Here is a 24,373-nt window from a genome sequence, read left to right as displayed (position 1 = left end):
GTCAATAGCGGTCAACGGATATTTTTTACATTTTTCAGAACATTTCTTTGTAAGGTTATTATGGGTCCGCGGGTTGTGCTAAGATACATACGAGGCTGAATATATGGAGGTGAAAGATATTTTTACGTTAAAAGAAAGAGACCTGTCACTTACTCTGACAGGCGTCATTTCTGCTCAAAATTGGTTAGCTGCGAACCATCCGTTTCTTCCTGTTTTATCTAGTAAGCAGGCATCAGTAGAAGCAGGAATTGGCGGAGAAGAAACGGTATCTGAAATTTCCAGAAGACACTTGTTTCCATTTGATCACCACATTTTCCACGATTTATCCCCCAGCTCTGATGAGAAATTCCAAATGGATACCTATTTTATGACTCCTTCTTATGGGTTAGTTTTTGAAACGAAGAATATTGGCGGAAGTTTGGAGTTCAGAGAAAATCCGCCTCAACTGATCCGCACAAGGGAAAATGGACAAAAGGATGGGTTTGAAAGCCCTGTCGTTCAATTGGATCACAATCGTGAATTATTGAGTGCCTGGCTAAGGTCCCGAAACATTTATATTCCTATTTATGGGGCTGTTGTTCTTGCCTACCCAAGACAAATTGTGGAAGTCCCGCCTTCGAAGGCAAAAGTCCTATTCCCCAGTTCGATTCCCGCCTTTATTAACAGTATCCCAAAGCTAACAAAGAAGTTAGATCCTTACTGTTTTGAGTGGCTTTCTGCAGAATTGCTTAATAGTCATCAACGTTATATTCCAAAGCCAATCTGTGAGGCTTACAAATACCATTTGAGGACATTCAGCCAGGGGTGATTTGTAAGGTATGTGACCGGATTGGGATGGTGAAACACTGTAGGACCTGGTACTGCCCTTATTGTGAGGCGACTGATCATTTGGCCCATGTGAGGAACTTACAGGAATGGTTTCTGCTTTTTAAAAGAACAATTACGAATCGAGAGTGCCGGGAGTTTTTGCGGGTTGACAATATCCATACTGCAACCCGAATTTTGCAAAGCTCCAATATGGATATGGAAGGAACGTTTAAAAATAGGTCATATATTATGGATTTAAGCAAAGTCAGGTAAGAGTAGCATCTACTTTTGAGAGTATTCTCACCTTATCCGAGAGTATTTTACGCTCATCCATGAGTATTACCACCTCATCCGAGAGTGGCATTCACTTTTGAGAGTATTCTCAGCTTATCCGAGAGTATTTTACGCTCATCCACGAGTATTACCACCTCATCCGAGAGTAGCATCTACTTTTGAGAGTATTCTCAACTTATCCGAGAGTATTTAACTCTCATTCACGAGTATTGCCACCCCATCCGAGAGTAGCATTCACTTTTGAGAGTATTTTACGCTCATCTGAGAGTAGCACATCGACTTATCTAAAAACGTGTACCCATCCAACGAAAGTGCTATTATAAACATGTAGCAAAACCAAAATAAGGGAGTGCAAACAAACATGAAAAATGAAATCATTGAAAGATTTACTTCCTATGTAAAAATTGATACCCAATCTGACGAAAGCAGCAGCACTTGTCCATCAACACCAGGGCAGTGGACCTTGCTCCACAAACTTGAAGAAGAATTAAAGTCCATTGGCATGCAAGAAGTCAGCATCGATGAGAACGGCTATCTAATGGCAACGCTTCCGTCCAACACAGAAAAAGACGTACCCACCATCGGATTCCTGGCCCACGTCGACACCGCTACAGACTTCACCGGCAAAAACGTCAACCCGCAAATCCACGAAAACTATGACGGCGGCGACATCACATTAAACGAGGCCTTAAAAGTTGTCCTATCACCAAAAGACTTCCCAAGCCTCCCAGAATACAAAGGTCATACCTTAATCACCACCGACGGCACAACCCTGCTCGGCGCCGACAACAAAGCCGGCGTGGCTGAAATCATGACCGCAATGGCATACTTAATCAACCATCCGGAAATCAAACACGGCAAGGTCCGCGTTGCGTTCACTCCTGATGAAGAAATCGGCAGAGGGCCGCATAAATTTGACGTTGCCCGATTTAACGCTACATACGCCTACACCGTCGACGGCGGTCCGCTAGGAGAATTAGAATACGAAAGCTTTAACGCAGCTGCAGCGAAGATTACCATTAAAGGAAACAATATTCACCCAGGCTCAGCAAAAGGTAAAATGATCAACTCTGCCAAAATTGCGATGGAGTTCAACAACCAGCTCCCGGCCAAAGAAGCACCTGAATACACCGAAGGGTACGAAGGCTTCTATCATCTTATTTCAATCAACGGGGATGTTGAACAAACCAAGCTATACTACATCATCCGTGATCATGACCGAGAAAAATTCAACAATCGCAAAACAGTCATTACAAACCTAATCAATGAGTTTAAAGCAAAATACGGCGAGGACAATGTTCTTCTTGAACTGAATGACCAATACTACAACATGCGTGAAAAAATTGAACCGGTTAAGCAAATCGTTGATATTGCCCAGGAAGTAATGGAATCTCTTGACATTAAGCCGCTGATTAAACCAATCCGCGGCGGAACGGACGGTTCGCAACTATCCTTTATGGGTCTGCCAACACCTAATATCTTTACCGGCGGCGAAAACTTCCACGGGAAATATGAATTTATTTCTGTCGATAACATGGAAAAAGCCGTAAATGTAATCGTTGGCATTGCGCAAAGCTTTGAGAAAAAAGCGTAAATAGGAAAAGGCTAACCCCGCGGTTAGCTTTTTTCAATTCAACAGTGCCCCGATACAATCCCTTAAAGTAGCAACCGTCTCCTCGAACTGCGCCTCCAACTGCTCTCTTGGCCATTTTTTCTGCCCCGAATCCAAGTCACTTCGAATCAATAACAACATCCAAATCGAAAACGCAGCGGAGAATAGATAATATTCCCTTATAAAGGCCTCATCTGCTATTCCCGCATGGTCACAATACGTTTTTAAGGCCAACTCCCGAAACGGATGAGGTACCTGCTTCGGAAAAATAGGGTGGGCTAGATCAAGCAGATGATACAAATCCCAATAGGGTGCATTCAGATGGGTATGCTCCCAATCCAACACCACCACTTTCTCACCCGCGCTTGCAATATTGCCAATATGAAGATCGCCGTGTGATAACACGAGCTTCTTTGAAAAATTAACCCCATCAAGCAGTGGAAAAATCTCCTCTATCCCCAAATCCTGTACCAAAACCCTTTTCTCAGTAAGTTCTAAAAGAATGTGCTCCATTTTCGGTTTAAGTCCCGTCACAGGAAGTCCCACCATTCCTTCAACAGAGAGGGAGTGCCATCCTGCCATCAGCCTAACCACTTCTAAAACTGTATCCTCCTGAAAATCATGATCAAGCGATCCAAGATCCTCAAAAATCATCCAATTCTCATCCAGTTTCTCAGCAACCGAGCAGGCCAGCAGTTTGGGATAGATCTCCGGAAAAGCGGGGAGGACATGCTCATACACCCAAACCTCTTTCCCTAACTGCCCGTTATTGGTTAAGGGCTTAAAAATGTAACTTTCAGTCGGTGACAGATAAAATCGCTCAACAAGTTTGCCATTCATCCCTTGATAAAGTGTTTCACTTTTATAGATTTTTTCACTTTTTAACGTCCCATTCAAAAGGACTAGATTTTTAAGGCGCTCCATAATTCCTCCAACTCACTTTTAGTACATTTTATTCAGTGAAATCCAATTCATTAAAAAAAGCCCAACAATTTGTTGGACTTTCCATTTTAAAAAAGCGCCACTGATTTTTTCAACGCCTCAAGCTCTTGACGCAGCTTTCGATTTTCCCTTTGAACGGCTTCAATTTCTGTTTCGTCCTTTGCAACGACAGGGAATAATAGATTGATTTCATACCAATTCTTTCCATCTATAGATTCCATTGGATGACACTGCTTAACATTCGCTTTAGGATATCTTTTTTTTACGAGTGAAACTTCATCCTGTGAAAGCCTTAATTCACGAAAATTGACTCCATCCGCAAAAGATCTCGATAAGAACTCTTCAAACTTCTCCATTTCTTTAAAAATCATCCTTTTCTCACCCTCCATTTTGACTATTCAAATGGCTAATCACGACATCATTTTCGGCATCGTATTAACGTAGAAAAGGAAGGATCAGTGCTATTTTTCTTTTTTTTTGACCTTACTTTTTTTATTTAACCTCATATTATATTTATTACGTATTTTTTTAGATATGCAAATTAAAAAGATTGCCCCCCCAATAAGGGGCAATCTCATTATAGAATTTTGTTTAAAAATCTCTGGGTCCGCTCATGCTTTGGATTTGAAAAAATTTCATCTGGAGACCCTTCTTCAATAATATTCCCATCTGCCAACATGATAATCCGGCTTGCCACTTCGCGGGCAAATCCCATTTCATGTGTGACAATCACCATTGTCATGCCCTCTTCTGCTAATTCCTTCATGACTTGAAGGACTTCACCAACCAGCTCCGGGTCAAGTGCAGAGGTCGGTTCATCAAAAAGCATCACCTTTGGTTCCATCGCCAATGCCCTGGCAATCGCAACACGCTGCTTCTGCCCGCCTGACAGCTGATCCGGATAAAAATTAGCCTTATCGGATAAGCCAACTTTTTTCAAAAGATTCAATGCCTTAGCAGTTGCCTGGGCCTTCGTTTCTTTTTTCACATAGATTGGTGCCTCGATGATATTTTCAAGGACGGTTTTATGAGGAAACAGGTTAAAATGTTGAAAAACCATTCCGACTTTTTCCCTTATTTTATTGAGATTGGATTTCCCATGGTCAACCTTTTCCGAATCAATGATAATCTCGCCGTTATTCGCGGTCTCCAGGAAATTCATACAACGAAGCAGTGTACTTTTTCCAGAACCACTGGCACCAATCAGCACGACAACCTCTTTTTCTTGAACCTTCAAATTAATATTTTTTAAGACTTCAAGTTCACCGAAGGACTTGGATAGCTGTTTAATTTCAATCACGCTACTGCCGCCTCCTTCGGTTTACTGACATCCAGCTTCCTCTCAACCCTGTTTGCTAACCATGTAAAGATTAGCACAATGATTAAATAATAAAAACCGACAACGAAATAAGTTTCAAACGGCATATAGTTTTCACCTTGTACCGTCAGTGCCGTATTGAATAGGTCTGTAACAGAAATATAGGCGACCAGTGATGAATCCTTTAAGCTGATAATAAACTGATTTGCGAGTGGAGGAATCGAGCGCTTGAAGGCTTGTGGGAAAATAATTCTCCTCATTGCAAGCGGCAGCGGCATCCCTAACGACCTCGCCGCTTCCATTTGACCTCGGTCAATGGACTGCACCGCCCCCCTAAAAATTTCAGCAATATAGGCACCGGTATGAATACTTAATGCCAACGCGCCTGCGGTAAAGCTGTCCAGCGTTACCAAATTGGCAATTCCGTAGTATAAAAACATGATTTGAACAATTAACGGTGTACCACGGATAAGGCCAATATAGATGTCTGCCACGCGATTTAACAGTTTTATAGAAGAAATTTTAAATCCGGCAAAAATCACTCCAATAATCATGGCAAACACTAAAGAAATTACCGTAATCGAGATGGTCATCCAGGTGGCCTTCAAGAAGGCCATACCATTTTCACTTAAAATTCCCGTCACATTGTGTAAAAACGTCAATGTTACAGCCTCCCTAAAAAGCTTCTTTATTTTTCTAAAAGATTTTCATTGAACCATTTCTTACTGATTTTTTCGTAAGTTCCATCCTTTTGCATGTCAGCAATGGCTTTGTTGATTTTATCTGCGAGCGCTTTGTTTCCTTCTGTTACCGCTACACTAACGCGGTCCTCATTTAACAGGTCACCAACCGCTTTAATTTTTAGATGCTTTTCATTTTTGGCATTCAGACCAACAATTTTATCCGTGATCACTGCATCAATACGGCCTAACGCTAAATCTTGAAGGGCGTAAACATCACTTGGATAGCCTTTTACCTTATCGGATAATTTAACGGCCATATCCTTCCATGTGCTGGACTGAATAACTCCAATGGTTTTGCCTTTTAAATCGTCTTTTGATTGAATAGCATTATTGCTGTCTGCAACAAAAACTTGCGCGCCTGATAAATAGTATGGGTTTGTAAAATCAACCTGCTTGTCCCGCTCAGGCGTTGCGGTCATGCTTCCGATAATGGCGTCATACTTGTTCGCTTTTAATCCTTGAATAATTGTTTCCCATGGGTTCGTTACAGGGTTTGCTTTTAAACCGATTCTTTTAGCAATTTCGTTCCCAATTTCCACATCAAAACCCGTCAATTTGCCATCCTTTTTATAGTTTAACGGCGGGTATAAACCGCTCATCGCAAAGGTTAACGAACCACCCTTTACTAGTTTTAGATCTGAACCTTTCGCTTTAGCCGTTTCGTTATTTTGCTTCGTTCCGCATGCTGATAAAACAAATACAAGCGCAACTGTTAGCAGAATCATTATTCTTTTCACAATATTCCCTCCTTTAAATTAAAAAAGGCACCGCCATAATATTATGACGGTGCCTGACACACCCTCATCTTTAAGCTTTGAAAAAGATAGCTCTCCACAATTCACTAAATTGTGACAGTTCTGCCCCTGTTTGAGTGCAGACCCAGCCTCCTGAAACTAGTGATTTCAGTGACTTCGGCGATTATTCCTTTTTCCTATTTTCATAGATTTCACTAAATCTCCAATAGGATACTCTTAAAAATCGCGACCTCTACCCCATCTCAAAACTTGAAAAGATGAGGATTTATTATTTTATTTTTCAAATAACAGTTTTTAGTATAGCGAAATAATATGATAAAATCAATAATAAATATTCAAAAAATATTATATTAATAAACTACTTGACGCCAAAAACCTTTAGGTATACATTTTTGTAAAAACATTTTATTCAAAAAGGGGAATGTACCATGCTTGAAAGCCGGGAAGCGGTTCTTGCTTTAACCACTCAGCTCGTGAATGTTGAAAGTATCGTTAATACAGCTGGCGAGAAGACAATTGCCAATTCATTATATAAAATTATCGCAGATCTTCCTTATTTCTCCAAAAACACATCCTACTTAACATTAGAGAAGACAATTAATGATATTCATGAACGCTACAATGTGCTTGCCTTTGTGAAGGGAACAAAAGGTACAAGCAATCGAACAGTTATTTTAATGGGTCATATGGATACGGTAGGAATCGATGATTTTAATCAATTAAAAGACCGGGCGTGTTTTCCTGATGAGTTGATGGAAGCACTAAAGCAGGAAGAGCTCCCTGTTTCTGCAAAAGAACATTTGGAATCAGGGGACTGGCTGTTTGGACGCGGCGTCCTTGATATGAAAAGCGGTGTCGCCAGCCATCTTTTTCTTTTACAATACTATTCAGAGTATCCTGAGGAATTAGACGGAAATCTTGTCCTTTTAGCAGAATGTGATGAAGAAGACAGCTCCCACGGTGTTTTATCTGCCTTAAAAGTATTAAAAAGTTGGAAAGAGGAACATGGCTTTGATTATGTTGCGGCCATTAATTCTGATTTCGTATCGCCCCGCTATGCCGGTGATATAAACCGCTATATTTATAAAGGCACGGTTGGGAAGCTCCTGCCATCTTTTTTTATTACTGGTGCAGAAACCCATGTCGGATCCTGTTTTGAGGGCTTAGACCCGAACTTTATTGCGGCAGAATTAACCAAGCAGATTAATTATAACCCTGAGCTTTGTAACGAGGCATTTGGGGAGACGACGGTACCGCCTGTTTCCTTAAAGCAAACCGACCTTAAACCATCCTATACCGTACAGACCGCCCTATCTGCCTATGTTTACTATAACTTTTTTATCCATTCATGGTCTCCAAAGGATGTGCTGGAAAAGTTAAAGGAGCAGGCACTAATTGCCTTTGAAAGGGCGCTTGCATCCTTTGATGAGCGCTATAAACGTTACAGTGCGGCGAGTGGCGAGCCTTATGTAGAACTGCCATGGGCACCTCGAGTGTTTACATACGAGGAAATGGAACAAATGCTTGTGGCGGAACATGGGGATGCATTCGTTCGTCATATGAATGAATTTAAAGAGATATTGTTGCAAAATCAAGAACTTGATACGCGGATGTTTGCGGCACGAGTAGTAGAGGAAGCCTGGAAATGGATGAAGGATAAAAATCCTGCCATCATTCTGTTTTATTCTTCACTGTATTCACCAAGAATTGAATTAACAGGGAAAACAAGCCGTGAACAGGCTTTAATTGATGCCTTGGATGAGGCAGTAGAGGCTGTACAGCCAAGCTACCAGCACCCCATTGTAACAAAGAACTTTTTCCCATATATTTCGGATATGAGCTTTGTTGCTTTAAGTGATGATCAAGAAGGAATTAATGCGGTTTCGAAAAATAACCCCGGCTGGGGAACCAAGCATTATGTAGAATACCAGGATATCCGCGAGTTAAATGTTCCGGTTATCAATATTGGGCCTTATGGTGTAGATGCTCATAAAAAACTTGAACGAATGGAAATGACCTACTCTCTAGAAGTCGTGCCGAACTTAACCAACCTTGTTATCCGTAAGCTTCTAGCATAAATTAGAAAACACCTAGCCAATCTCCTTGCGGCTAGGTGTTTTTAATTCATTATCCCTGTGTAACCAATGCTTTTTTCAATGCTTCCACTTCTTGCTTTAACCGTTCATTTTCTTTTTGAATGTCCTCAAACTTCGATTCAGCATCATAAGCGGGCAATAGGTTGACTTCATACCATGCTTTATGATCCTCGGACTCCAAAGAAGCGCTCTTCAAAACACTGGCATTTGGATACCTTCTTAATAAGTAATCTACTTCCTCGTCTGATAATCGTAGCTCGCGAAAACTTACCCCGTCCGAGAACGACTCTGCTAAAAACGTTTCTAATTTTTCCAATTCAGTTGGTGCCATGAAAATCCCACCTTCCGCTCGTAACATGCAAATCTATTAAGAATACACGGCTGAACTATTTTGTTTTTTCGAGGTGCCGCCTGAAAGGGCAATCGACTGTTCAACGAGAACCTCCAATGCATCCACACAGTACTGCGCTGCCTCATCACCAATCCTTACACAAGAAAGCTCCGTACAGGCAAGAACAACACAGTTACAGCCTTCGTCAAAAATAAGCTGATGGATCATCTCTTCGAGTTCCAGCGGGTCAATCATTTTGTCAGCCTTTATGCTGTAAATAATGTCCATCGTCTGTTTTTGAACGGCTTCACTCGGAACATACATCTGCATCTTGTATTTGCTGGATTCTTTTTCGTAAATACCGCTGCTGATGGTTCCCTTTGTTGCTAACAGTCCAACCTTGGCGTTTTCGCCGTATTTTTGATAAATCACTTTTAATGTTTCATCCACCATATGAATAATTGGAATCTCTGTCATGGCCTGCATTTGATCGTAAAAATAATGCGAAGTATTACAAGGAATCGCGATATGAGAAACACCGGCAAACTCCAATAGTTTGAAGTCCTTTTTCACTGCATCTAAAAATAAATCATCCCGTCCATTTAAAATGGCTTCGGTACGATCCGGTAAGGTGGCGTGATTCAGGATCATAATATCGATATGGTCTTGATCCCGATCAGCGACTGTATTTTCAACCACCTTATCGAAAAATACAGAGGTAGCCTTGGGACCCATTCCACCGATTACACCTAAACTTTTCATTCAACCACCTTCCATTTCTTGAAAATTATCGTTCCGTTAAAAAGATTAAACGGTAACCAACTCGTCGGGCTGTTTTGCCTTATGAGAAGGCGCATCAGACTCTAATTCTATGAAAAACTTTTTATACCAAACTAAGAATACATAAACTGTCCAAATATAACGGGCATAATTGTGTCTGTTATGGTAATGGTCGTCCAAAAATTTCACCAATTCATCGGTGTTAAAGAATTCTTTCGCAATGTCAGAGGTAAACATTTCTTTGACTAATTGATAATACTTTTCTTCACGCAGCCAATAGCGGATTGGCACAGGGAAGCCGACCTTTGGACGATTGGCCCATTCTTCCGGCAATACTTCCTTCGCTGCAGTACGCAGTGCATATTTCGTATTTTCCTGATTCACACGAAGCGGCGTTGGAATGTGTGAAGCCATTCCCATCACTACCTTATCCAAGAACGGAACACGGAGCTCGATCGAATGCGCACAGCTCATTTTATCTGCTTTTAACAGAATATCCCCAGGAAGCCATAGCTTCAAATCAAGATATTGCTTTTTCGTTACATCATCTTTATTTTTCACTTTATCATAGACTTTTTGTGTAATGCTTCGAACGGAAGGCCCCTTCTTAAAGTCATCCTTTAATACTTTTAACGCATCATTTTCATCCCAAACCTTGGCTTCACCAATAAAGGTTTCCTCAACCGTTTGGCCGCCTTTGACAAGGAAGCCCGTAATGCGGTTCTGTGGTAATGCCTTCGCCACATTGGAAGCCGCGCGGCGGAGGGCAAATGGGATCTTTTCATACTTCGCCATTGCCGGCGTAGGGCGGTACCACTCATAACCACCGAAAATTTCATCGGCACCTTCACCAGACAACACGACGGTAACATGCTTACTAGCAAGCTCCGCTAAGAAATATAACGGAACAGAGGATGGGTTGGATTGCGGTTCATCCATATGGTATTGGATCGTTGGCAGCTTCTCAAAGCATTCATCCGCATTAATAACCGATTTATGATTTTCAATTCCAAGAATATCCGATAAATCTTTGGCAAGATTCGTTTCGTTGAAGATTCCCTCATGGTCCTGGAAGCCAACAGAGAAAGTTTTATTTGGCTTTAACAGGGAAGTAATATAGCTGGAATCGATCCCGCCGGATAAAAATGAGCCGACTTTCACATCACTAATCTTATGGTACTTCACTGATTCTTCGACTGTGTTTTTTATTTTTTCCACATAATGCTCTAAACTGTCTTGATTTTCATCAAAGTTAACATCCCAATATGACTTGATGTCGGCCTTACCGTCTTTATAGATCATGTAATGGCCAGGCTTTAACTTGAATACACCTTTAAAGAAGGTTTCATCAAGTACAGAATATTGGAACGTAAGGTATGGTTTAAGGGCATCCTTGTTTAATTCCTTTTTAAAGGATGGATGCTTTAAAAATGCTTTAATTTCCGAACCAAAGATAAACGAGCCATCTGTTGTGTTCTGTGTATAGTAAAGCGGCTTGATTCCAAAGAAATCGCGTGCTAAGAACATCTCTTGTTTTTTCTGATCCCAGATTGAGAAGGCAAACATTCCTCTCACTTTTTGCAGTAAATCCACGCCGTACTCTTCGTAACCGTGAAGAATGACTTCACTATCAGTATGACTTCTAAATTGGTGGCCTTTTGCAACAAGGTCTTTGCGGATTTCTTCAAAGTTATAAATTTCCCCGTTAAAAATCAGCACTACGCTGTTGTCTTCATTGTACATTGGCTGACTTGCTTCGTCAGATAAGTCGATGATCGAAAGTCGTCTAAAGCCAAAGGCTACACGGTCATCGGTAAACACACCGCCGCTGTCCGGTCCGCGGTGGATGATTGTGTCCATCATATTATTCACTGTCGTTACTTTATCTACAGTCGTGCTTGTATCGGCAAAGCCTACAAAACCACACATAGTTAATTATCACCTTTCGTTCTGCTTTGAATAATTATGGAATAAGAGTAAAAGTTTTTTTATCCATCTCTATTAAAACACTAATAGTTTACGATTCTTTAACGTTTCCTTTACAATTTCCGCTTCATTAAAAGGAATTTCCTTTTTGCCGACGATTTGGGCCGTTTCATGTCCTTTTCCGGCAATGAGGATCGTATCTTCTTCCGTGCTGACATGAATCGCATATTGAATAGCTTCTAAACGGTCAACAAAAACTTTATAGTTTCCATTCTCTTCCTCAACTGCTTCCACAATTTCGTCAATAATGAAATTTGGATCTAAATCCTTTGGATTATCGGAAGTGACAATGGCTAAATCAGCAAATTTGGCCGCTGTTTTACCCATCGCCTTACGCTTCAATCTACCAATTTCACTATCAGGCGCATAGACACCAAAGACCACAATTAATTTGCCTTTTGTGTAAGGTCTAAGGGATGTGAGGGCCTTTTCCAATCCATCTTCTGTATGAGCAAAATCAATTACGATTTTATAATCCTTGTCCTTAAAGACCACTTCCATCCGGCCTTTAATCCCTTCAAGGTTGCGGATTCCCTTTTGAATAGTTTGCAGATCAATCTTGTGACAGTACGCACAAGCAATCGCAGCTAAACTGTTATACACATAAATATCCCCGGGAATGTTCACTCTAACTTCGATGTTTCCTCTTGGGGTATTGGCAGTATAAAGAGTATAGTCAGCAAAATAGCGAATATCAGATGCATAGATATCGGCATCGGAATCCATTCCATACGTCATCAGGGTCGTATCATAATCCTTTATTTTATCAATGAGCCGCTTTCCATAAGGGTCATCGTTATTGATGATATTGTAATCCTGCGTCATATCAAATAAAAGAGCCTTCGCTTGGAAATAATCTTCCATATTATGGTGCAGCTCTAAATGATCTGGGGTAAGATTGGTGAAAATCCCTGTATTAAAGTTGCTATAGGCAACCCTGTTTAGGCTGAGCGCATGGGAGGAGACCTCCATAATGCAATCATCCGTACCAGCTTCAACCATATCGGTAAAGATTTTTTGCAGGTTTAACGACTCCGGTGTTGTATTTTGATTCTTCATGAGTTTATTGTCAATGACCGTTCCAATTGTACCAATAAGCCCTACTGATTTTTTAGCTTCTTCAAAAATGGATTTCAGAAAATAGGTAATCGAGGTTTTTCCGTTCGTTCCCGTAATCCCAATTAAATTTAATTTTTCTGTTGGATTATTGTAAAAGTTAGCTGAAACTCTGGCTAACGCCTTGCGGGAGTCTGCCACCTTTAAGATGGTTACATAGTCCTCAACCCAAATATCCTTTTCTACAATGATAGTTGTCGCACCCATTTCAATTGCTTTTTCAATAAATTGGTGGCCATCGACCTTAAAACCAGAAATCGCTACAAAGAGACCATTTTCCACTACTTCCCTAGAATCATAGGCAATGGAGTTTACTTCCCTGTCTAATTCTCCCTTAATTGGTTCAAATTCAAGGTCTTTAACAACATCCGTTAATAACATGTAATCAACTCCATTTTTATTCTAGTAAGTTTTAAGAAAAACAATAAAAAGATGAACTGGACCAAATAAGGTCCAGTTTTTTGATTGTGTTGATTTCCGCTCCAATCACCTTGCTTACTTTTTCAAAAATTTCTTCGTAAATTTACCGGCTATGATTCCCGCATAAGAAATCCCTGGTTTTGGATCCTTCCAATCCCAAATTGCGTAGGCATGTTTTTTAAACAGCGATTTCACAACCTGCGGGACGGTCAACTGTCCTGTTTTAATATAATCCTTCACAGCAAGCATATCTTCATAGCCATACCAGAAAACCTGACCGGTATTTTCTTTGATTGCCTTAGGCGGCAGTGGATTGCCGGTTAGCTCGCGGTAGGCAATGTATGGCATATTCAAGCCAATTTTATTAATTAACGTATTAAAATTTGTCGTACGTGCATTGATTTCAATTAAATAAAACTTGCCTGTATTGGCATCCTTTTTAAATTCAATTTCGGCAAACCCCTTCCAGCCGATTTCCTCTAAAAATTTCCCGCCAATTTCATACAGCTCCGGAATATATTTTTGGCCGGTATAAACAGATGCGCCAAAATTGATCGGATACTGGCGGAACTTTTGGAAGGTTGCCCAGTGGGACACCTTCGAATCCTGGTTTAAATACGCATCAAAGGTGTGCATATGATCATCGAATCCTGGAATAATTCTTTGTATAATGACTTCTAAGCCCGCTTCTTCTGCTTTGGCCAATGCTTCCTGTAATTCTTGACGATTATGGACCTTAAAAAGTTTCCTTCTAAATTTGGCCACGAAGGTAGGGGAATCGGTTGGTTTTACGATACATGGGTATTTCAAGATGCTTTCTACTTTTTCAAAAAGATTTTCTTCGTTTACCCGAACCGTTTCCGGTACATTCACACCTTTTTCCATTGCAATACGGTGCAATACTTCTTTATTCATGGCCTTCGTATATAAGCCTTGTTCCGTCTGCGGGATCAAGTAGTATTTTCTGATTTCATCTAAGTATTCATCAATGACTTCCAAATAGGAATCATGACATGGAAATAACACCGGTTTCGCACTTTGTTTTTTCGCGTAATCAATTAAAAACTGAATGAATTGTTTCGATTCATTTTTATAATGAGGAGCAATCAGCCGCTCTGATGTATATTTCGATTTCGCTCCATACGTATTTTCCTCTGAATAATCAACCGCAACTGTTTGGATCCCGTGCACACCCAAGCAGCGGATGACACTTAATCCGATATAATAGTTACACCCCAAAATGACTGCCTTATTACTCACTTTTTCCATCTCCTCATTCCTTCGTTCCCTAGTCCGTTCTCACATTCTACAATATTCGATTTATATCAACACTATCTGGAGGTAGATTACAAGATTTATAATTCTTTTTGCAAAAACGCTCGAAAAATTTAGCATCTATATTATATGACGTTACTCCATTATTATAAAGTAATTTAACTAAAATAGAATTGTAATTATTTAGGAAAAATCCTTAAAATAAAGATTAGCACTAATCATAGCACAATAATCATGCCTAGAACCATTATTCGTATTAATATTCCGACTATATATTGGCGGCACGCACCGTCAATATATATGAATGGCTTTTGGATATATTCCACAAATTGAAAGTTTGATTTATCTGAAAATACTTATGCACCCTAAGGTGATTTACGGTAAAATGGGAGATATAGTCTGGGGAAGGGGAAGCAAATTACGATGTTAAAGGCCAATATCTTAACGTTTTTACTATTTTTTGCTTCATTGGCTGCCGCAATAGGCTCCAGACCTATTAGCATTGAAAATAACCTCTACATGAAGGCTTTCCTTTTGTATTTGTTATTTTCCTGCCTCTATCATCACCTGCGGATTACAAGCAAAAATGGAAGTACATCCGTTGATTATGGAATTTCCTATAGCTTATCGATTGGATTATTTACCGGCCCACTAGGGTTGTTTATTTTTGAAACCTTTTATCGCTTTATTGTCTTTTTTTATAAGAAAATAACTAAAACAGCCGATCCCCATGAATTTACCGATACATTTTATAATATCGGTGCTTTTGTATTGAATAATTCAATTGCTTTTTATTTATTTCATACTTACTATCCAAAATTTCAGGGAGTCCCATTCGGCTTTTGGATTTTAATGTTTTTACTCGTAACAGTTACCTCAGTCCTGTCTGATCTTTATCTCATTTTAATCTTCTATTTCCTAGGCGATATTAAGACGGGCAAGGAAGCGATCGATTTTTTCAAAAGCAGAAGCGTGCTTGATATGGGGAAATTATCGTTCACAAACGGTCTATTATTTCTATTTCTCCAGGAACAAAAATGGGAGATGCTGATCAGTCTGTTTATTCTTAATTATCTAGTTAGCCTTTCCTTCGTTTCAAAATCACAACATATTCAAAATAAGATTGAACGGGATCGGTTTGAGCAAATGGCCTATACCGACTTTTTGACTGGGGTGTTTAACCGGGCCTTTATGGACAAAAAGATGGAGGAATTGAATCAAACTGGTGAATATCTCGGAATTGTTGTCGCTGATATTGATAAGTTTAAGCAAATTAATGATAACTATAACCATGCTGTCGGTGATCAGGTTATTCAGCATTTTGCAGCCACATTAAAAAGCTATATTTTGATGGACGATTATTTGTTTCGGAGCGGCGGAGAAGAATTTACGTTGTTTCTTCGGCATCGGCATTTTGAACAATGTGCCGCTTTAGTTGAAACCATCCTGCAGAGCCTTGAAACTAGTGAAGTTAATGTTGAGTATAAGGGCGAAACAGCCACGATACACTATACCTCTTCATTTGGACTGTATTTCTTTAAAGTAAATGAAATAGTCTCAATGGAAAAAGGATATGTGTATGCTGATCAATTGCTGCTGCAGTCGAAACAGTTAGGCAGAAACCGTTTATCGTCGGCGAATGGAGCAAAAGTAAGCGAAACAAACCACCAGCTTGTATAAAAAGGAAGACCCTGGCCAATTAATTTGGTACAGGGTCTTTTTTAGTTTTGATATCCTTCCAACATCGAGAAAAATTCCTTTAAAAACTCATAAAACAATTTCTCTGTTGGAAGTAAGTCACGGTCACGGGGGATGATGACCCCAACGGAACGAGTCACTGACGGTTCCATCACGGGAATTTTAACTGTTCCGCGCGGCAGGCTGTCCACTAATGTAATCTCAGGAATCAACGTCACTCCCAAACCAGCAGAAACTAAGCCTTTAATTGCATCAATATCCTCTCCTTCAAATGACACCTTTGGCTCAAACCCTAGCTGTCTGCACGCATTTACAATGATTTCATTTAAGATAAATTTCGGAGGGAACAAAACAAATGATTCCTCCCGCAGTTGATTTAGCTTCAAAGTACGCTGCCCTGCAAGACGATGATCCACCGGCAAAAGTGCAACAATACTATCCGTGAATAAGGTGCTTCCCTGTACTTTCGCCTCATGTTTTGGTACCGGGCCAATTAAGGCCATATCAATATCACCTTTGATCACTCCATCAATTAAAGAATGGTAGGAGCTTTGCCGCAGGTGGAATTTCACTAGTGGATAGCGTTCGCGAAAAGCCGATATGGCAGTTGGCAGTGTATGGGCTGCAAGGCTGCTGGGAAAACCAATTCGAATGACCCCATTTTCCGGGTCAAGATACTCTTCAACCTCTCTCAGCCCATTTTCAATCACCTTTAATGCCTGTTCCATATGTTCAAGAAATATTTTCCCTATTGGCGTTAATCGAACATTCCTGCCTTCTCGGAAAAACAAGTCAACCCCAAGCTCTGATTCTAAATTAACAATTTGCCGGCTTATTGCGGACTGTGCGACATTTAATTTCTGCGCAGCCTCTGTCATATGTTCACGCTTTGCAACTTCGATAAAATACTGTATTTGCCTTAATTCCACAGCACTAACCACCATTCATCTCAATTCAGCATGATTCTAATCTATTATTTATATTGATTCGATTATTTCTCCATTATAAAATATTTTATAATAATAATTCCAATAATTTAAAAAATAAAAAGAAAAATTGGGGTAGGGGAGAAAAGGAATGGCAGCAATTGAAGAGGTCAATCAGGTAGAACTCCTATTGGCAAAAGAATATGTTAAAGAAGTATTTGAAATGGTAAAAAAGCGAAATCCAAATGAAGATGAGTTTCATCAAGCGGTAAAGGAAATCACAGAATCACTTATTCCTGTTTTCGCAAAATATCCAAAATACATGCAGCATGGCATTCTTGAAAGACTGGTTGAACCTGACCGCACGATTAGTTTTCGGGTTCCATGGGTTGACGATAAAGGAAAAGTCCAAGTAAACCGAGGTTTCCGAGTTCAGTTTAACAATACCATCGGCCCTTATAAGGGCGGATTGCGTTTTCATCCTTCCGTAAATGCCAGTATTATTAAATTCTTAGGCTTTGAGCAAATTCTTAAAAATTCCTTAACCAGTTTGCCTATTGGCGGAGGGAAAGGCGGCTCAGATTTTGACACTAAGGGTAAGTCTGACGGAGAAATCATGCGTTTTACCCAAAGTTTTATGACTGAACTTTATCGGCATATCGGGCCGGATGTAGATGTTCCGGCAGGTGATATCGGCGTTGGCGCAAGAGAAATCGGCTACCTTTTTGGCCAGTATAAAAAAATTCGCGGCGGCTTTGAGGCAGGTGTCTTAACCGGTAAAGGTCTTGGATATGGCGGAAGTTTAGCGCGTACAGAAGCAACAGGCTACGGGTTGGTTTATTTTGTAGAAGAAATGTTGAAAGACCGTGGTCTTTGCCTAAACGGAAGTACAGTTGTTGTTTCAGGCTCCGGAAATGTTGCAATATACGCAATGGAAAAAGCCTCACAATTGGGTGCAAAAATTGTTGCCTGCAGCGACTCGAGCGGCTATATTTATGATGAAAACGGAATTAACCTTGAAACTGTAAAACAGTTAAAAGAAGTCGAAAGAAAAAGAATTAGTGAATATGTAAATGTGCACCCTCATGCCCACTATTATGAGGGCTGCAATGGAATCTGGTCAATACCATGTGATATTGCCTTACCATGTGCAACACAAAATGAAATCGATGAAGTTTCTGCAAACATTCTTGTTTCCAATGGTGTTAAAGCAGTCGGTGAAGGAGCCAATATGCCATCGACTCTTACAGCGATTGATGTATTCCTTCAAAATGATGTTCTTTTCGCTCCGGCAAAGGCTGCAAATGCCGGCGGTGTAGCTGTTTCTGCATTAGAAATGTCGCAAAACAGCGCACGTCTAGCATGGACGTTTGAAGAAGTCGATCAAAAGCTGCACAGGATTATGGTCAATATTTACCATACCAGTGTAAAGGCATCAGAGGAATACGGCTATCCAGGCAATTTGGTTGTCGGTGCAAATATTGCAGGTTTTATAAAAGTAGCAGACGCCATGATTGCACATGGTATTTAAAACGACCTGAAGCTATGAATAAAAACAGTCACCAGCTTTTAAAACTGGTGACTGTCTTTGTTTTATCGATTATCCACTTTTTCCGGATATAGATCATGATTCATTAAGCGGAATTGAGCCATTTCTTCATATTTCGTTCCTGGTTTGCCATAATTGCACCATGGATCAATCGAAATGCCGCCGCGCGGTGTGAATTTCCCCCACACCTCGATATAGCGTGGATCAAGCAACTTAATTAAGTCGTTCATAATTATATTGACGCAGTCCTCATGGAAATCACCGTGATTTCGGAAGCTGAAAAGGTATAATTTCAATGATTTGCTTTCGACGATTTTTTTATCTGGAATATAAGAAATATACATGGTTGCAAAATCGGGCTGCTTTGTTAATGGACAAAGACTTGTGAACTCCGGACAGTTAAATTTCACAAAGTAATCCCGATCGACATGGAGATTATCTACTGCCTCTAAAACTTCAGGTGCATATTCAAAGGAATACTGTGTATTCTGATTTCCTAATAAAGTTAAATCCTTTAAACCTTCTTCATGGTTTCTGCCAGACATAAAAAGACCTCCTGTAAAAAATATCAATATTAAAAACAAAAAAGCCATGTCCCATATGGACATGGCATAATCGTCATGTATCCATAGTTTTTTATAGAGGGTTTCCGCTATGAACCTCTCTCGTCAAACACGAGTATATAATTCTTCCTAATCATAAAGAACATGTGGAAAAACGTCAACTGGAAATTGATGTTCGACAAAATTCGGCTGGTGACAGGCACCACCCGAATTTTGTCGAATTATTTATTCATACTCGCAAGGAAATCACCGAGCAGGTCGTCCAGGTTACTCTCCACTTCTTGTTTTGTTTCTTCTTTGGCGTCGTGCGGTTGACCTTGCGATATGTTATCCCAATCAAATGTGCTTAAGTCATCTTCAAGGTCTGACTCCGAGGCAGTTGCTGTTTCTTCCATTACTGGAAAAGCGGATCTGGCAGGAGAGATGACCTCTTCTGGTTCTTCCTGAAGGTACAACGCCTCATCAATATCTAATGAGCTGCTATTTAACGATGCAAGCAGTGCGGTTGACCTTACAGGGTCAGATAATAGATGATAAACAATGCTTCCCATTAGGGCAAGGGAATGTTCATGCTTCAGCCAATCCCGCTGTGACTTACTTAGCTTATGCGGGAGGGGAATCGTGATGGTTTCCTTCTCCCTTGCATAAGAACTCGCCACACCCTGCATGACAAAGTCAGCGATTTTACTTGAGAAGTTTCTTCTCTCCGTCTCCTTTAAACTTTGCAGTTGCTTAACTAAATGATCGGGTGTATCCGAAGGGATACGAAAGGAGATGGCTTGACCCCTCTTAATTTCACTTAAAGTGGACTTTTTCATAGGATCACCCTATTTTAGGCTTTTTTAACAGGCTCTTGAACCACTTTAGGCTTTTCGCTCTTTTTAACAAAATCAGTGATGAGCTTGTAATAAGCATTTGCCATCATCCAAATACTTTCTTTCTCATCTTCAAAAAATTCAATATTATAACCATCTAAATGATTATTTAAGGTTTTAATATATTCCTTTAGAACAATTGAACCCCCGCCAACAAAATAGCAAATTTCGGTTTGTGAGTTCCTTTGCCAAACGTTGCGCAATAAGCGGTATTGCTTTTTGGCTAATTCGACAAGAATGCGGTCTGTGATATCATGAACACTTGTCCGGCTACCTTTTACCATAATGTGATTGCGGTCATTTTTTCTTGTAATAATTTCAACCACATCGCGGCGGCTGTCTAGTTCAACGCCATGTTTTGTCCGAATTTCCTCACGAATCGACTCCAATGATTCGGACACACCGAGGTTAAAACCCTGTGCCTTATCATCATCGACATTACGGTTCTTGATGACAGCAATATCTGTCGACAATCCTCCGATATCTTGAATTAGTATTCTCTTATCAATTAAATCTTTATTGATAATTTTTAAATTATTATCCATAACAAGGTTAATAAAGGCGGCAAAGCCTTCTGGGTAAACCTTTACTTCATTAAATTTAATATTTACCTTTAAACCTTGGTATTTTGGTGTTACGAGGAATTCTACTTGATGGACTGAACCAATCAATTTAGAACGGTAGCCCACATCCTTTCCCTCTTTCACCTCACGAAGGGGGAGACCAGTTCCAAGATTGTAGTTTGCATCAATCACATTTTTCATACGCGGAAAAATCTTTTCATTTTCTGCTCTTACAGCATCTAAAGCTAGTGTTGCAAACAGCATAACTAATGTTTGGTCTTCCTCTGATTTGCTGCTGCCTGGATCTAATTCTGCAGCATTATTGCTTTTAGTCGCTAAATTACCGATACGATAAATTGCGTTGTTTTCCTTCAGGGCAGGGGAGTGTACCTTAATATGGATTCCATCAAGAGGGTTTTTATTGTCTAATTCTTCAATCCCGATTACCGGGCGGTCTTCTGTATCCCTTGCAATAATGTTGGGAACCGTTAATTGGAAATCTAATTCCCCAAAAATAGCCTTAATTGAATCATTTCCTACATCCACAGCAGCAATTCTAGCATTCGACATCTGTTTATCTCTCCTTATAGGTTAATAGATTAGTATTATGAAAAGGTATGTATTTCAAGTTTGCCTATATAAAGGATAAAGGGGAACCATAGATTCTTCAATAGTATCTTGTGAAAAGATACAAAACTGTAAACCTGTAAACAACCTGTAAACCAAGACTTGCTTGTACACGTTTTTGTAAACATCAGTAACAACTTTGTATACATACTATTGCAGAGCTGTGTATACGTATTTGTTTACATGTCCACAAATACGTATACGTTCGTTTGCAAAATAGTATACAAGTAAACACTTTTGTAGACATACAAAATTCTAGTGAGTTCGACAGCTTAGCAAGGCAATCTTTAATAATTATTGAAAGTTTTCTCATACCAGAGCGAATATAGATTGTGTAAAATGTTATTACCAAAACCATTTACACAATCTGATAGCAAACTATTCACCTCCTGCCTAGTACGTATATAAAAGAGTAGAATGCTTTTCCAAGCCTTATTCTTCCTTGGTGGCACCTCTATTTTCTTATCCGTCCTCATGCAGTTTCTTTATCGATTATTTTTTACGCCAGTAAGGGGGCAACACAGACCACTCCTAATGGACATAATATCATTTTTGAAAGGCTCTATTAAACTTGCCAATCATTTAATGCTCCAATTAGCATAGTGGCAATACCAACAATGAGGTTAAAATATAACCTATTGTAAAAAGTAATATCTTGTAAACAATGTTAATTAATCCGTACAAATACCAGTTACATAGCTATGTAAACACTATTGAGTACACGTAAACAAAATCGTATACAATTGTTTACAAATAGTACACTAGCAAACAATTTTGTAAACATACGATATCCCCTATAAAATGACAGCCTGATATGATTGCCACTAAAATTACATCCCCTCTAACCAGAATGTGCTGTAGTCTCTATAGATGGTATTAACAACTTTTTCCCGTTTTATATCAATTGTGCAATTCATTCTTTCATAAACTGATAGCGGACATCCATGTTCCTAATCCTTAAAGGTATAGAAGGGTGTCCTTTTATTTCTGAATTACCTTTTCCAATACATTACTCAAAGCCATTACCGTAATTTAATTAGTTCCGTTACGCTCCATACTTCATAGTCCCAATAGGTCTTTTGATAAAATTAATGTTATGTAAACAACGAAAACAAATCCGTACACTTACTGTCACACAGCCATGTATACGTATTTGTATACATGTACACAGATTTGTCTACAAATGTTTACAATAAGTACACAAGCAAACGTTTTTGTAAACATGCAAAAAATCAAAAAAAAGACAGCCAATAACGGCTGCCAACTCTTACTTCGTTGTTTAATATTCTCCATTTTCCTCTTCCCATAGAGGGATGCAGACATTAAAGGTGGTACCTACGCCCTTTTCACTTTCCACATCAATCCTGCCCTTCATTCTTTCCACAATCTGATAGCAGACCATTAGTCCCATTCCGGTTCCTTTTTCCTTTAACGAATAAAAGGCGGTTCCTAATCTTTCTAATTCTTCCGGGGACATCCCAATCCCCGTATCGGTTACCACAATTTCTCCATATCGATTATTTTTCCTAACAGTCAGAGTTAAAACTCCGCCAGACCTCATAGCCTCAATGCCGTTTTTGACAATATTGATTATGACTTGTTTTAATTCACTTTGATTTCCCTTTACCAGAACTTCCTTTTCCAAAATAGTTTTCAAGGAAATATTTTTTGACATAAAGGCAAAGGTGTTCATTAAATCTGCAACTTTTTTTGATAGATCGCTTATATCTACCTTTTCAACATGTTCAAGGTCCGGTTTCGCCAGCGAAAGATAATCATTAATGATTTTCTCCGCCCGGTTTAATTCATCAATCATTAATTGAATATAGCTTAATTCGGTTTCGTCTAAATGATCCTTTGTTAAAAAAATCTGCAAGAATCCACGCACTACGGTCATGGGATTGCGTATTTCATGAGCAACCGATGCAGCCAGCTGACCAATTGCATTCATTTTCTCTGCCCGCTGCAATTCTTTTTGAATTTTTGTCTTTTCAATAATCTTTTCCATTTCGCCAATCGCTTCTTCAACTCGATGAACACTGCCTAAGTTTTTAGGAATAGAGCCAAATTCTTTATAGGTATCCGCCAGTCGTTCAAACAAAACGGTCAACTGGGAAGTCATATGGTTAAATTTTTCGCCAAGCTTGACCATATCCGATTGGCTGGAGATATTAAGCTTTACATTAAAATCACCTGAGCTAACAGCATTTATTCCTAAAATAATTTCATTTACCGGAGCAAGGGCCCTTCTAATCCCCCATCTTAATGTAAAGTAAACTAACATGGTAACAATGGTTAAAGAGATAAGGACGTAGATTCCAATCTTCTCCTTAAATTGACTAATTACTGAAGCATCCACATCTACAGCAAGTACAGCAATCGCCTTGCCGTTATGGTCCGTAATCGGCTTGAAGGCCGTAATCCAAACCCCGTAACGGTCATGATAAAGAGTGCTGCTAGTTACTTTCTTCTCTTTCATGGACCGTTCAAAAGCTTGAAAAAATTCTTCCCCTGCTTGATAAGAACTAAAATTTTCGATTCCATCCAATCGGTCCACATCAGTAACAGCTAAAAAGTGTAATTTATTCCCTTTTTCAACTCTTGAATCCATTAAATATCCCTCTAAATATTTTGCATTTCTTTCTCGCACTAATCCAACCAAATGATTCAGCTTTTTTAAGCTTGGATTATTCGGGTCCTGGGAATGAATTGCATCAAGCACGTCCTCGGATGGAATCGTATAACTCCAGAGACTAGCAATTCCTTCTGCCCGCTCAGTAAGTTGATTAGCTAAATGCTTCGTTACATAATAAAATGTGAATCCTGCTGTTGACGCTACTACCATAAATGTTATCAAAAAAGAAAAAATTAAGATTTTGCGATATAGAGGTAAATCGTTCACATGTCGTTTCCACATAGATACTGGTCCTTTCGGATTTATATTTACAATTTTATAAATACAATTATATCGTGAAAATTCGCCATTAAATAAGCTAAATCGCCTTTGTAAACTTTTACCTCCGTTTACTTTTTAATTAGATATACCTATTCAATATACAAATGTTTTCCACCCTGCCGAAAAATTGCAACAATTCGA

At 39.5% G+C, this 24,373-nt stretch carries 20 protein-coding genes and 2 riboswitches; of the genes, 5 read left to right on the top strand and 15 right to left on the bottom strand.

What is annotated here, in order from left to right:
* Nucleotides 1-103: 103 nt before the first annotated feature.
* Together E2K98_RS03180 and pepT are read left to right on the top strand one after the other, a co-directional pair.
* Nucleotides 104-808 carry a nuclease-related domain-containing protein gene (locus tag E2K98_RS03180; RefSeq protein ID WP_235824701.1) on the top strand — a complete coding sequence of 235 codons (705 nt, stop codon included), beginning with the start codon at nt 104-106 and terminating at the stop codon, nt 806-808.
* A gap of 654 nt (nt 809-1,462) precedes the next feature.
* Nucleotides 1,463-2,695 (top strand): peptidase T, encoded by a 1,233-nt coding sequence (gene pepT / locus E2K98_RS03175; RefSeq protein WP_133332846.1) that lies wholly within the window; start codon nt 1,463-1,465, stop codon nt 2,693-2,695.
* A gap of 33 nt (nt 2,696-2,728) precedes the next feature.
* Here the strand turns inward: pepT and E2K98_RS03170 are convergent, their stop codons facing one another.
* From E2K98_RS03170 to E2K98_RS03150, 5 genes are all read right to left on the bottom strand, one after another.
* The gene (locus E2K98_RS03170; protein WP_235824700.1) at nt 2,729-3,637 is read right to left on the bottom strand and encodes a phosphotransferase; all 909 of its coding nucleotides are present in this window, start codon (nt 3,635-3,637) and stop codon (nt 2,729-2,731) included.
* 86 nt (nt 3,638-3,723) lie between these two features.
* Nucleotides 3,724-4,026 (bottom strand): hypothetical protein, encoded by a 303-nt coding sequence (locus E2K98_RS03165; protein ID WP_133332844.1) that lies wholly within the window; start codon nt 4,024-4,026, stop codon nt 3,724-3,726.
* A 206-nt stretch (nt 4,027-4,232) separates the two neighbouring features.
* A complete protein-coding gene (locus tag E2K98_RS03160) occupies nt 4,233-4,955 on the bottom strand; it encodes an amino acid ABC transporter ATP-binding protein (protein WP_133332843.1) in 723 nt (240 codons plus the stop codon).
* Entirely contained in the window at nt 4,952-5,590 is a 639-nt protein-coding gene (locus E2K98_RS03155) for an amino acid ABC transporter permease (RefSeq protein WP_133333215.1), read from the bottom strand. The genes E2K98_RS03160 and E2K98_RS03155 overlap by 4 nt, the downstream gene beginning before the upstream one ends.
* A gap of 71 nt (nt 5,591-5,661) precedes the next feature.
* Nucleotides 5,662-6,441, bottom strand: coding sequence for an ABC transporter substrate-binding protein (locus E2K98_RS03150; protein ID WP_133333214.1), 780 nt, complete (start codon nt 6,439-6,441; stop codon nt 5,662-5,664).
* A 91-nt stretch (nt 6,442-6,532) separates the two neighbouring features.
* Nucleotides 6,533-6,714: riboswitch (Lysine riboswitch) on the bottom strand.
* A 185-nt stretch (nt 6,715-6,899) separates the two neighbouring features.
* Between E2K98_RS03150 and E2K98_RS03145 the strand changes: the two genes are divergently transcribed.
* Nucleotides 6,900-8,549 (top strand): M20/M25/M40 family metallo-hydrolase, encoded by a 1,650-nt coding sequence (locus tag E2K98_RS03145; protein WP_133332842.1) that lies wholly within the window; start codon nt 6,900-6,902, stop codon nt 8,547-8,549.
* Between the two features lie 49 nt (nt 8,550-8,598).
* Here E2K98_RS03145 and E2K98_RS03140 read toward each other — a convergent pair whose 3' ends face one another.
* From E2K98_RS03140 to E2K98_RS03120, 5 genes are all read right to left on the bottom strand, one after another.
* Nucleotides 8,599-8,898: a hypothetical protein gene (locus E2K98_RS03140; protein WP_133332841.1), complete on the bottom strand. Its 300-nt coding sequence runs from the start codon at nt 8,896-8,898 to the stop codon at nt 8,599-8,601.
* Nucleotides 8,899-8,934: 36 nt separating this feature from the next.
* Nucleotides 8,935-9,660, bottom strand: a complete 726-nt coding sequence (gene cuyB / locus E2K98_RS03135; protein ID WP_235824699.1) for a cysteate racemase — start codon at nt 9,658-9,660, stop codon at nt 8,935-8,937.
* Nucleotides 9,661-9,705: 45 nt separating this feature from the next.
* On the bottom strand, nt 9,706-11,607 hold the full coding sequence (asnB, locus tag E2K98_RS03130; RefSeq protein WP_133332840.1) for an asparagine synthase (glutamine-hydrolyzing): 1,902 nt from the start codon (nt 11,605-11,607) through the stop codon (nt 9,706-9,708).
* 72 nt (nt 11,608-11,679) lie between these two features.
* Entirely contained in the window at nt 11,680-13,161 is a 1,482-nt protein-coding gene (locus E2K98_RS03125; protein ID WP_133332839.1) for a UDP-N-acetylmuramoyl-L-alanyl-D-glutamate--2,6-diaminopimelate ligase, read from the bottom strand.
* Between the two features lie 114 nt (nt 13,162-13,275).
* The gene (locus E2K98_RS03120) at nt 13,276-14,460 is read right to left on the bottom strand and encodes a carboxylate--amine ligase (protein ID WP_133332838.1); all 1,185 of its coding nucleotides are present in this window, start codon (nt 14,458-14,460) and stop codon (nt 13,276-13,278) included.
* A 438-nt stretch (nt 14,461-14,898) separates the two neighbouring features.
* Between E2K98_RS03120 and E2K98_RS03115 the strand changes: the two genes are divergently transcribed.
* The gene (locus E2K98_RS03115; RefSeq protein WP_133332837.1) at nt 14,899-16,155 is read left to right on the top strand and encodes a GGDEF domain-containing protein; all 1,257 of its coding nucleotides are present in this window, start codon (nt 14,899-14,901) and stop codon (nt 16,153-16,155) included.
* A gap of 41 nt (nt 16,156-16,196) precedes the next feature.
* Here E2K98_RS03115 and E2K98_RS03110 read toward each other — a convergent pair whose 3' ends face one another.
* On the bottom strand, nt 16,197-17,102 hold the full coding sequence (locus E2K98_RS03110) for a LysR family transcriptional regulator (RefSeq protein WP_133332836.1): 906 nt from the start codon (nt 17,100-17,102) through the stop codon (nt 16,197-16,199).
* A 148-nt stretch (nt 17,103-17,250) separates the two neighbouring features.
* Here E2K98_RS03110 and gdhA point away from each other — a divergent pair, with 148 nt between their 5' ends.
* Nucleotides 17,251-18,630: an NADP-specific glutamate dehydrogenase gene (gene gdhA, locus E2K98_RS03105; RefSeq protein ID WP_133332835.1), complete on the top strand. Its 1,380-nt coding sequence runs from the start codon at nt 17,251-17,253 to the stop codon at nt 18,628-18,630.
* 62 nt (nt 18,631-18,692) lie between these two features.
* Here gdhA and queF read toward each other — a convergent pair whose 3' ends face one another.
* From queF to E2K98_RS03085, 4 genes are all read right to left on the bottom strand, one after another.
* Nucleotides 18,693-19,193, bottom strand: a complete 501-nt coding sequence (queF, locus tag E2K98_RS03100) for a preQ(1) synthase (RefSeq protein ID WP_133332834.1) — start codon at nt 19,191-19,193, stop codon at nt 18,693-18,695.
* Between the two features lie 77 nt (nt 19,194-19,270).
* Nucleotides 19,271-19,317, bottom strand: a riboswitch (PreQ1 riboswitch).
* 115 nt (nt 19,318-19,432) lie between these two features.
* A complete protein-coding gene (locus E2K98_RS03095) occupies nt 19,433-20,029 on the bottom strand; it encodes a hypothetical protein (protein ID WP_133332833.1) in 597 nt (198 codons plus the stop codon).
* A 14-nt stretch (nt 20,030-20,043) separates the two neighbouring features.
* Nucleotides 20,044-21,219 carry a ParM/StbA family protein gene (locus E2K98_RS03090; RefSeq protein WP_133332832.1) on the bottom strand — a complete coding sequence of 392 codons (1,176 nt, stop codon included), beginning with the start codon at nt 21,217-21,219 and terminating at the stop codon, nt 20,044-20,046.
* Between the two features lie 1,336 nt (nt 21,220-22,555).
* Nucleotides 22,556-24,193, bottom strand: a complete 1,638-nt coding sequence (locus E2K98_RS03085) for an ATP-binding protein (protein ID WP_133332831.1) — start codon at nt 24,191-24,193, stop codon at nt 22,556-22,558.
* Between the last annotated feature and the right edge of the window lie 180 nt (nt 24,194-24,373).

The organism is Bacillus salipaludis (assembly GCF_004358205.1).
The sequence above is the reverse complement of the archived record's forward strand: the minus strand, read 5'-3'. Positions and strand labels throughout refer to the sequence as shown.

What these genes read in the sequence shown, in the direction of transcription:
- E2K98_RS03180 (WP_235824701.1), top strand. Translation starts at nt 104, where the DNA reads ATGGAGGTGAAAGATATTTTTACGTTAAAAGAAAGAGACCTGTCACTT.
- pepT (WP_133332846.1), top strand. Translation starts at nt 1,463, where the DNA reads ATGAAAAATGAAATCATTGAAAGATTTACTTCCTATGTAAAAATTGAT.
- E2K98_RS03170 (WP_235824700.1), bottom strand. Translation starts at nt 3,637, where the DNA reads ATGGAGCGCCTTAAAAATCTAGTCCTTTTGAATGGGACGTTAAAAAGT.
- E2K98_RS03165 (WP_133332844.1), bottom strand. Translation starts at nt 4,026, where the DNA reads ATGATTTTTAAAGAAATGGAGAAGTTTGAAGAGTTCTTATCGAGATCT.
- E2K98_RS03155 (WP_133333215.1), bottom strand. Translation starts at nt 5,590, where the DNA reads ATGGCCTTCTTGAAGGCCACCTGGATGACCATCTCGATTACGGTAATT.
- E2K98_RS03150 (WP_133333214.1), bottom strand. Translation starts at nt 6,441, where the DNA reads ATGATTCTGCTAACAGTTGCGCTTGTATTTGTTTTATCAGCATGCGGA.
- E2K98_RS03145 (WP_133332842.1), top strand. Translation starts at nt 6,900, where the DNA reads ATGCTTGAAAGCCGGGAAGCGGTTCTTGCTTTAACCACTCAGCTCGTG.
- E2K98_RS03140 (WP_133332841.1), bottom strand. Translation starts at nt 8,898, where the DNA reads ATGGCACCAACTGAATTGGAAAAATTAGAAACGTTTTTAGCAGAGTCG.
- cuyB (WP_235824699.1), bottom strand. Translation starts at nt 9,660, where the DNA reads ATGAAAAGTTTAGGTGTAATCGGTGGAATGGGTCCCAAGGCTACCTCT.
- asnB (WP_133332840.1), bottom strand. Translation starts at nt 11,607, where the DNA reads ATGTGTGGTTTTGTAGGCTTTGCCGATACAAGCACGACTGTAGATAAA.
- E2K98_RS03125 (WP_133332839.1), bottom strand. Translation starts at nt 13,161, where the DNA reads ATGTTATTAACGGATGTTGTTAAAGACCTTGAATTTGAACCAATTAAG.
- E2K98_RS03115 (WP_133332837.1), top strand. Translation starts at nt 14,899, where the DNA reads ATGTTAAAGGCCAATATCTTAACGTTTTTACTATTTTTTGCTTCATTG.
- gdhA (WP_133332835.1), top strand. Translation starts at nt 17,251, where the DNA reads ATGGCAGCAATTGAAGAGGTCAATCAGGTAGAACTCCTATTGGCAAAA.
- queF (WP_133332834.1), bottom strand. Translation starts at nt 19,193, where the DNA reads ATGTCTGGCAGAAACCATGAAGAAGGTTTAAAGGATTTAACTTTATTA.
- E2K98_RS03095 (WP_133332833.1), bottom strand. Translation starts at nt 20,029, where the DNA reads ATGAAAAAGTCCACTTTAAGTGAAATTAAGAGGGGTCAAGCCATCTCC.
- E2K98_RS03090 (WP_133332832.1), bottom strand. Translation starts at nt 21,219, where the DNA reads ATGTCGAATGCTAGAATTGCTGCTGTGGATGTAGGAAATGATTCAATT.
- E2K98_RS03085 (WP_133332831.1), bottom strand. Translation starts at nt 24,193, where the DNA reads ATGTGGAAACGACATGTGAACGATTTACCTCTATATCGCAAAATCTTA.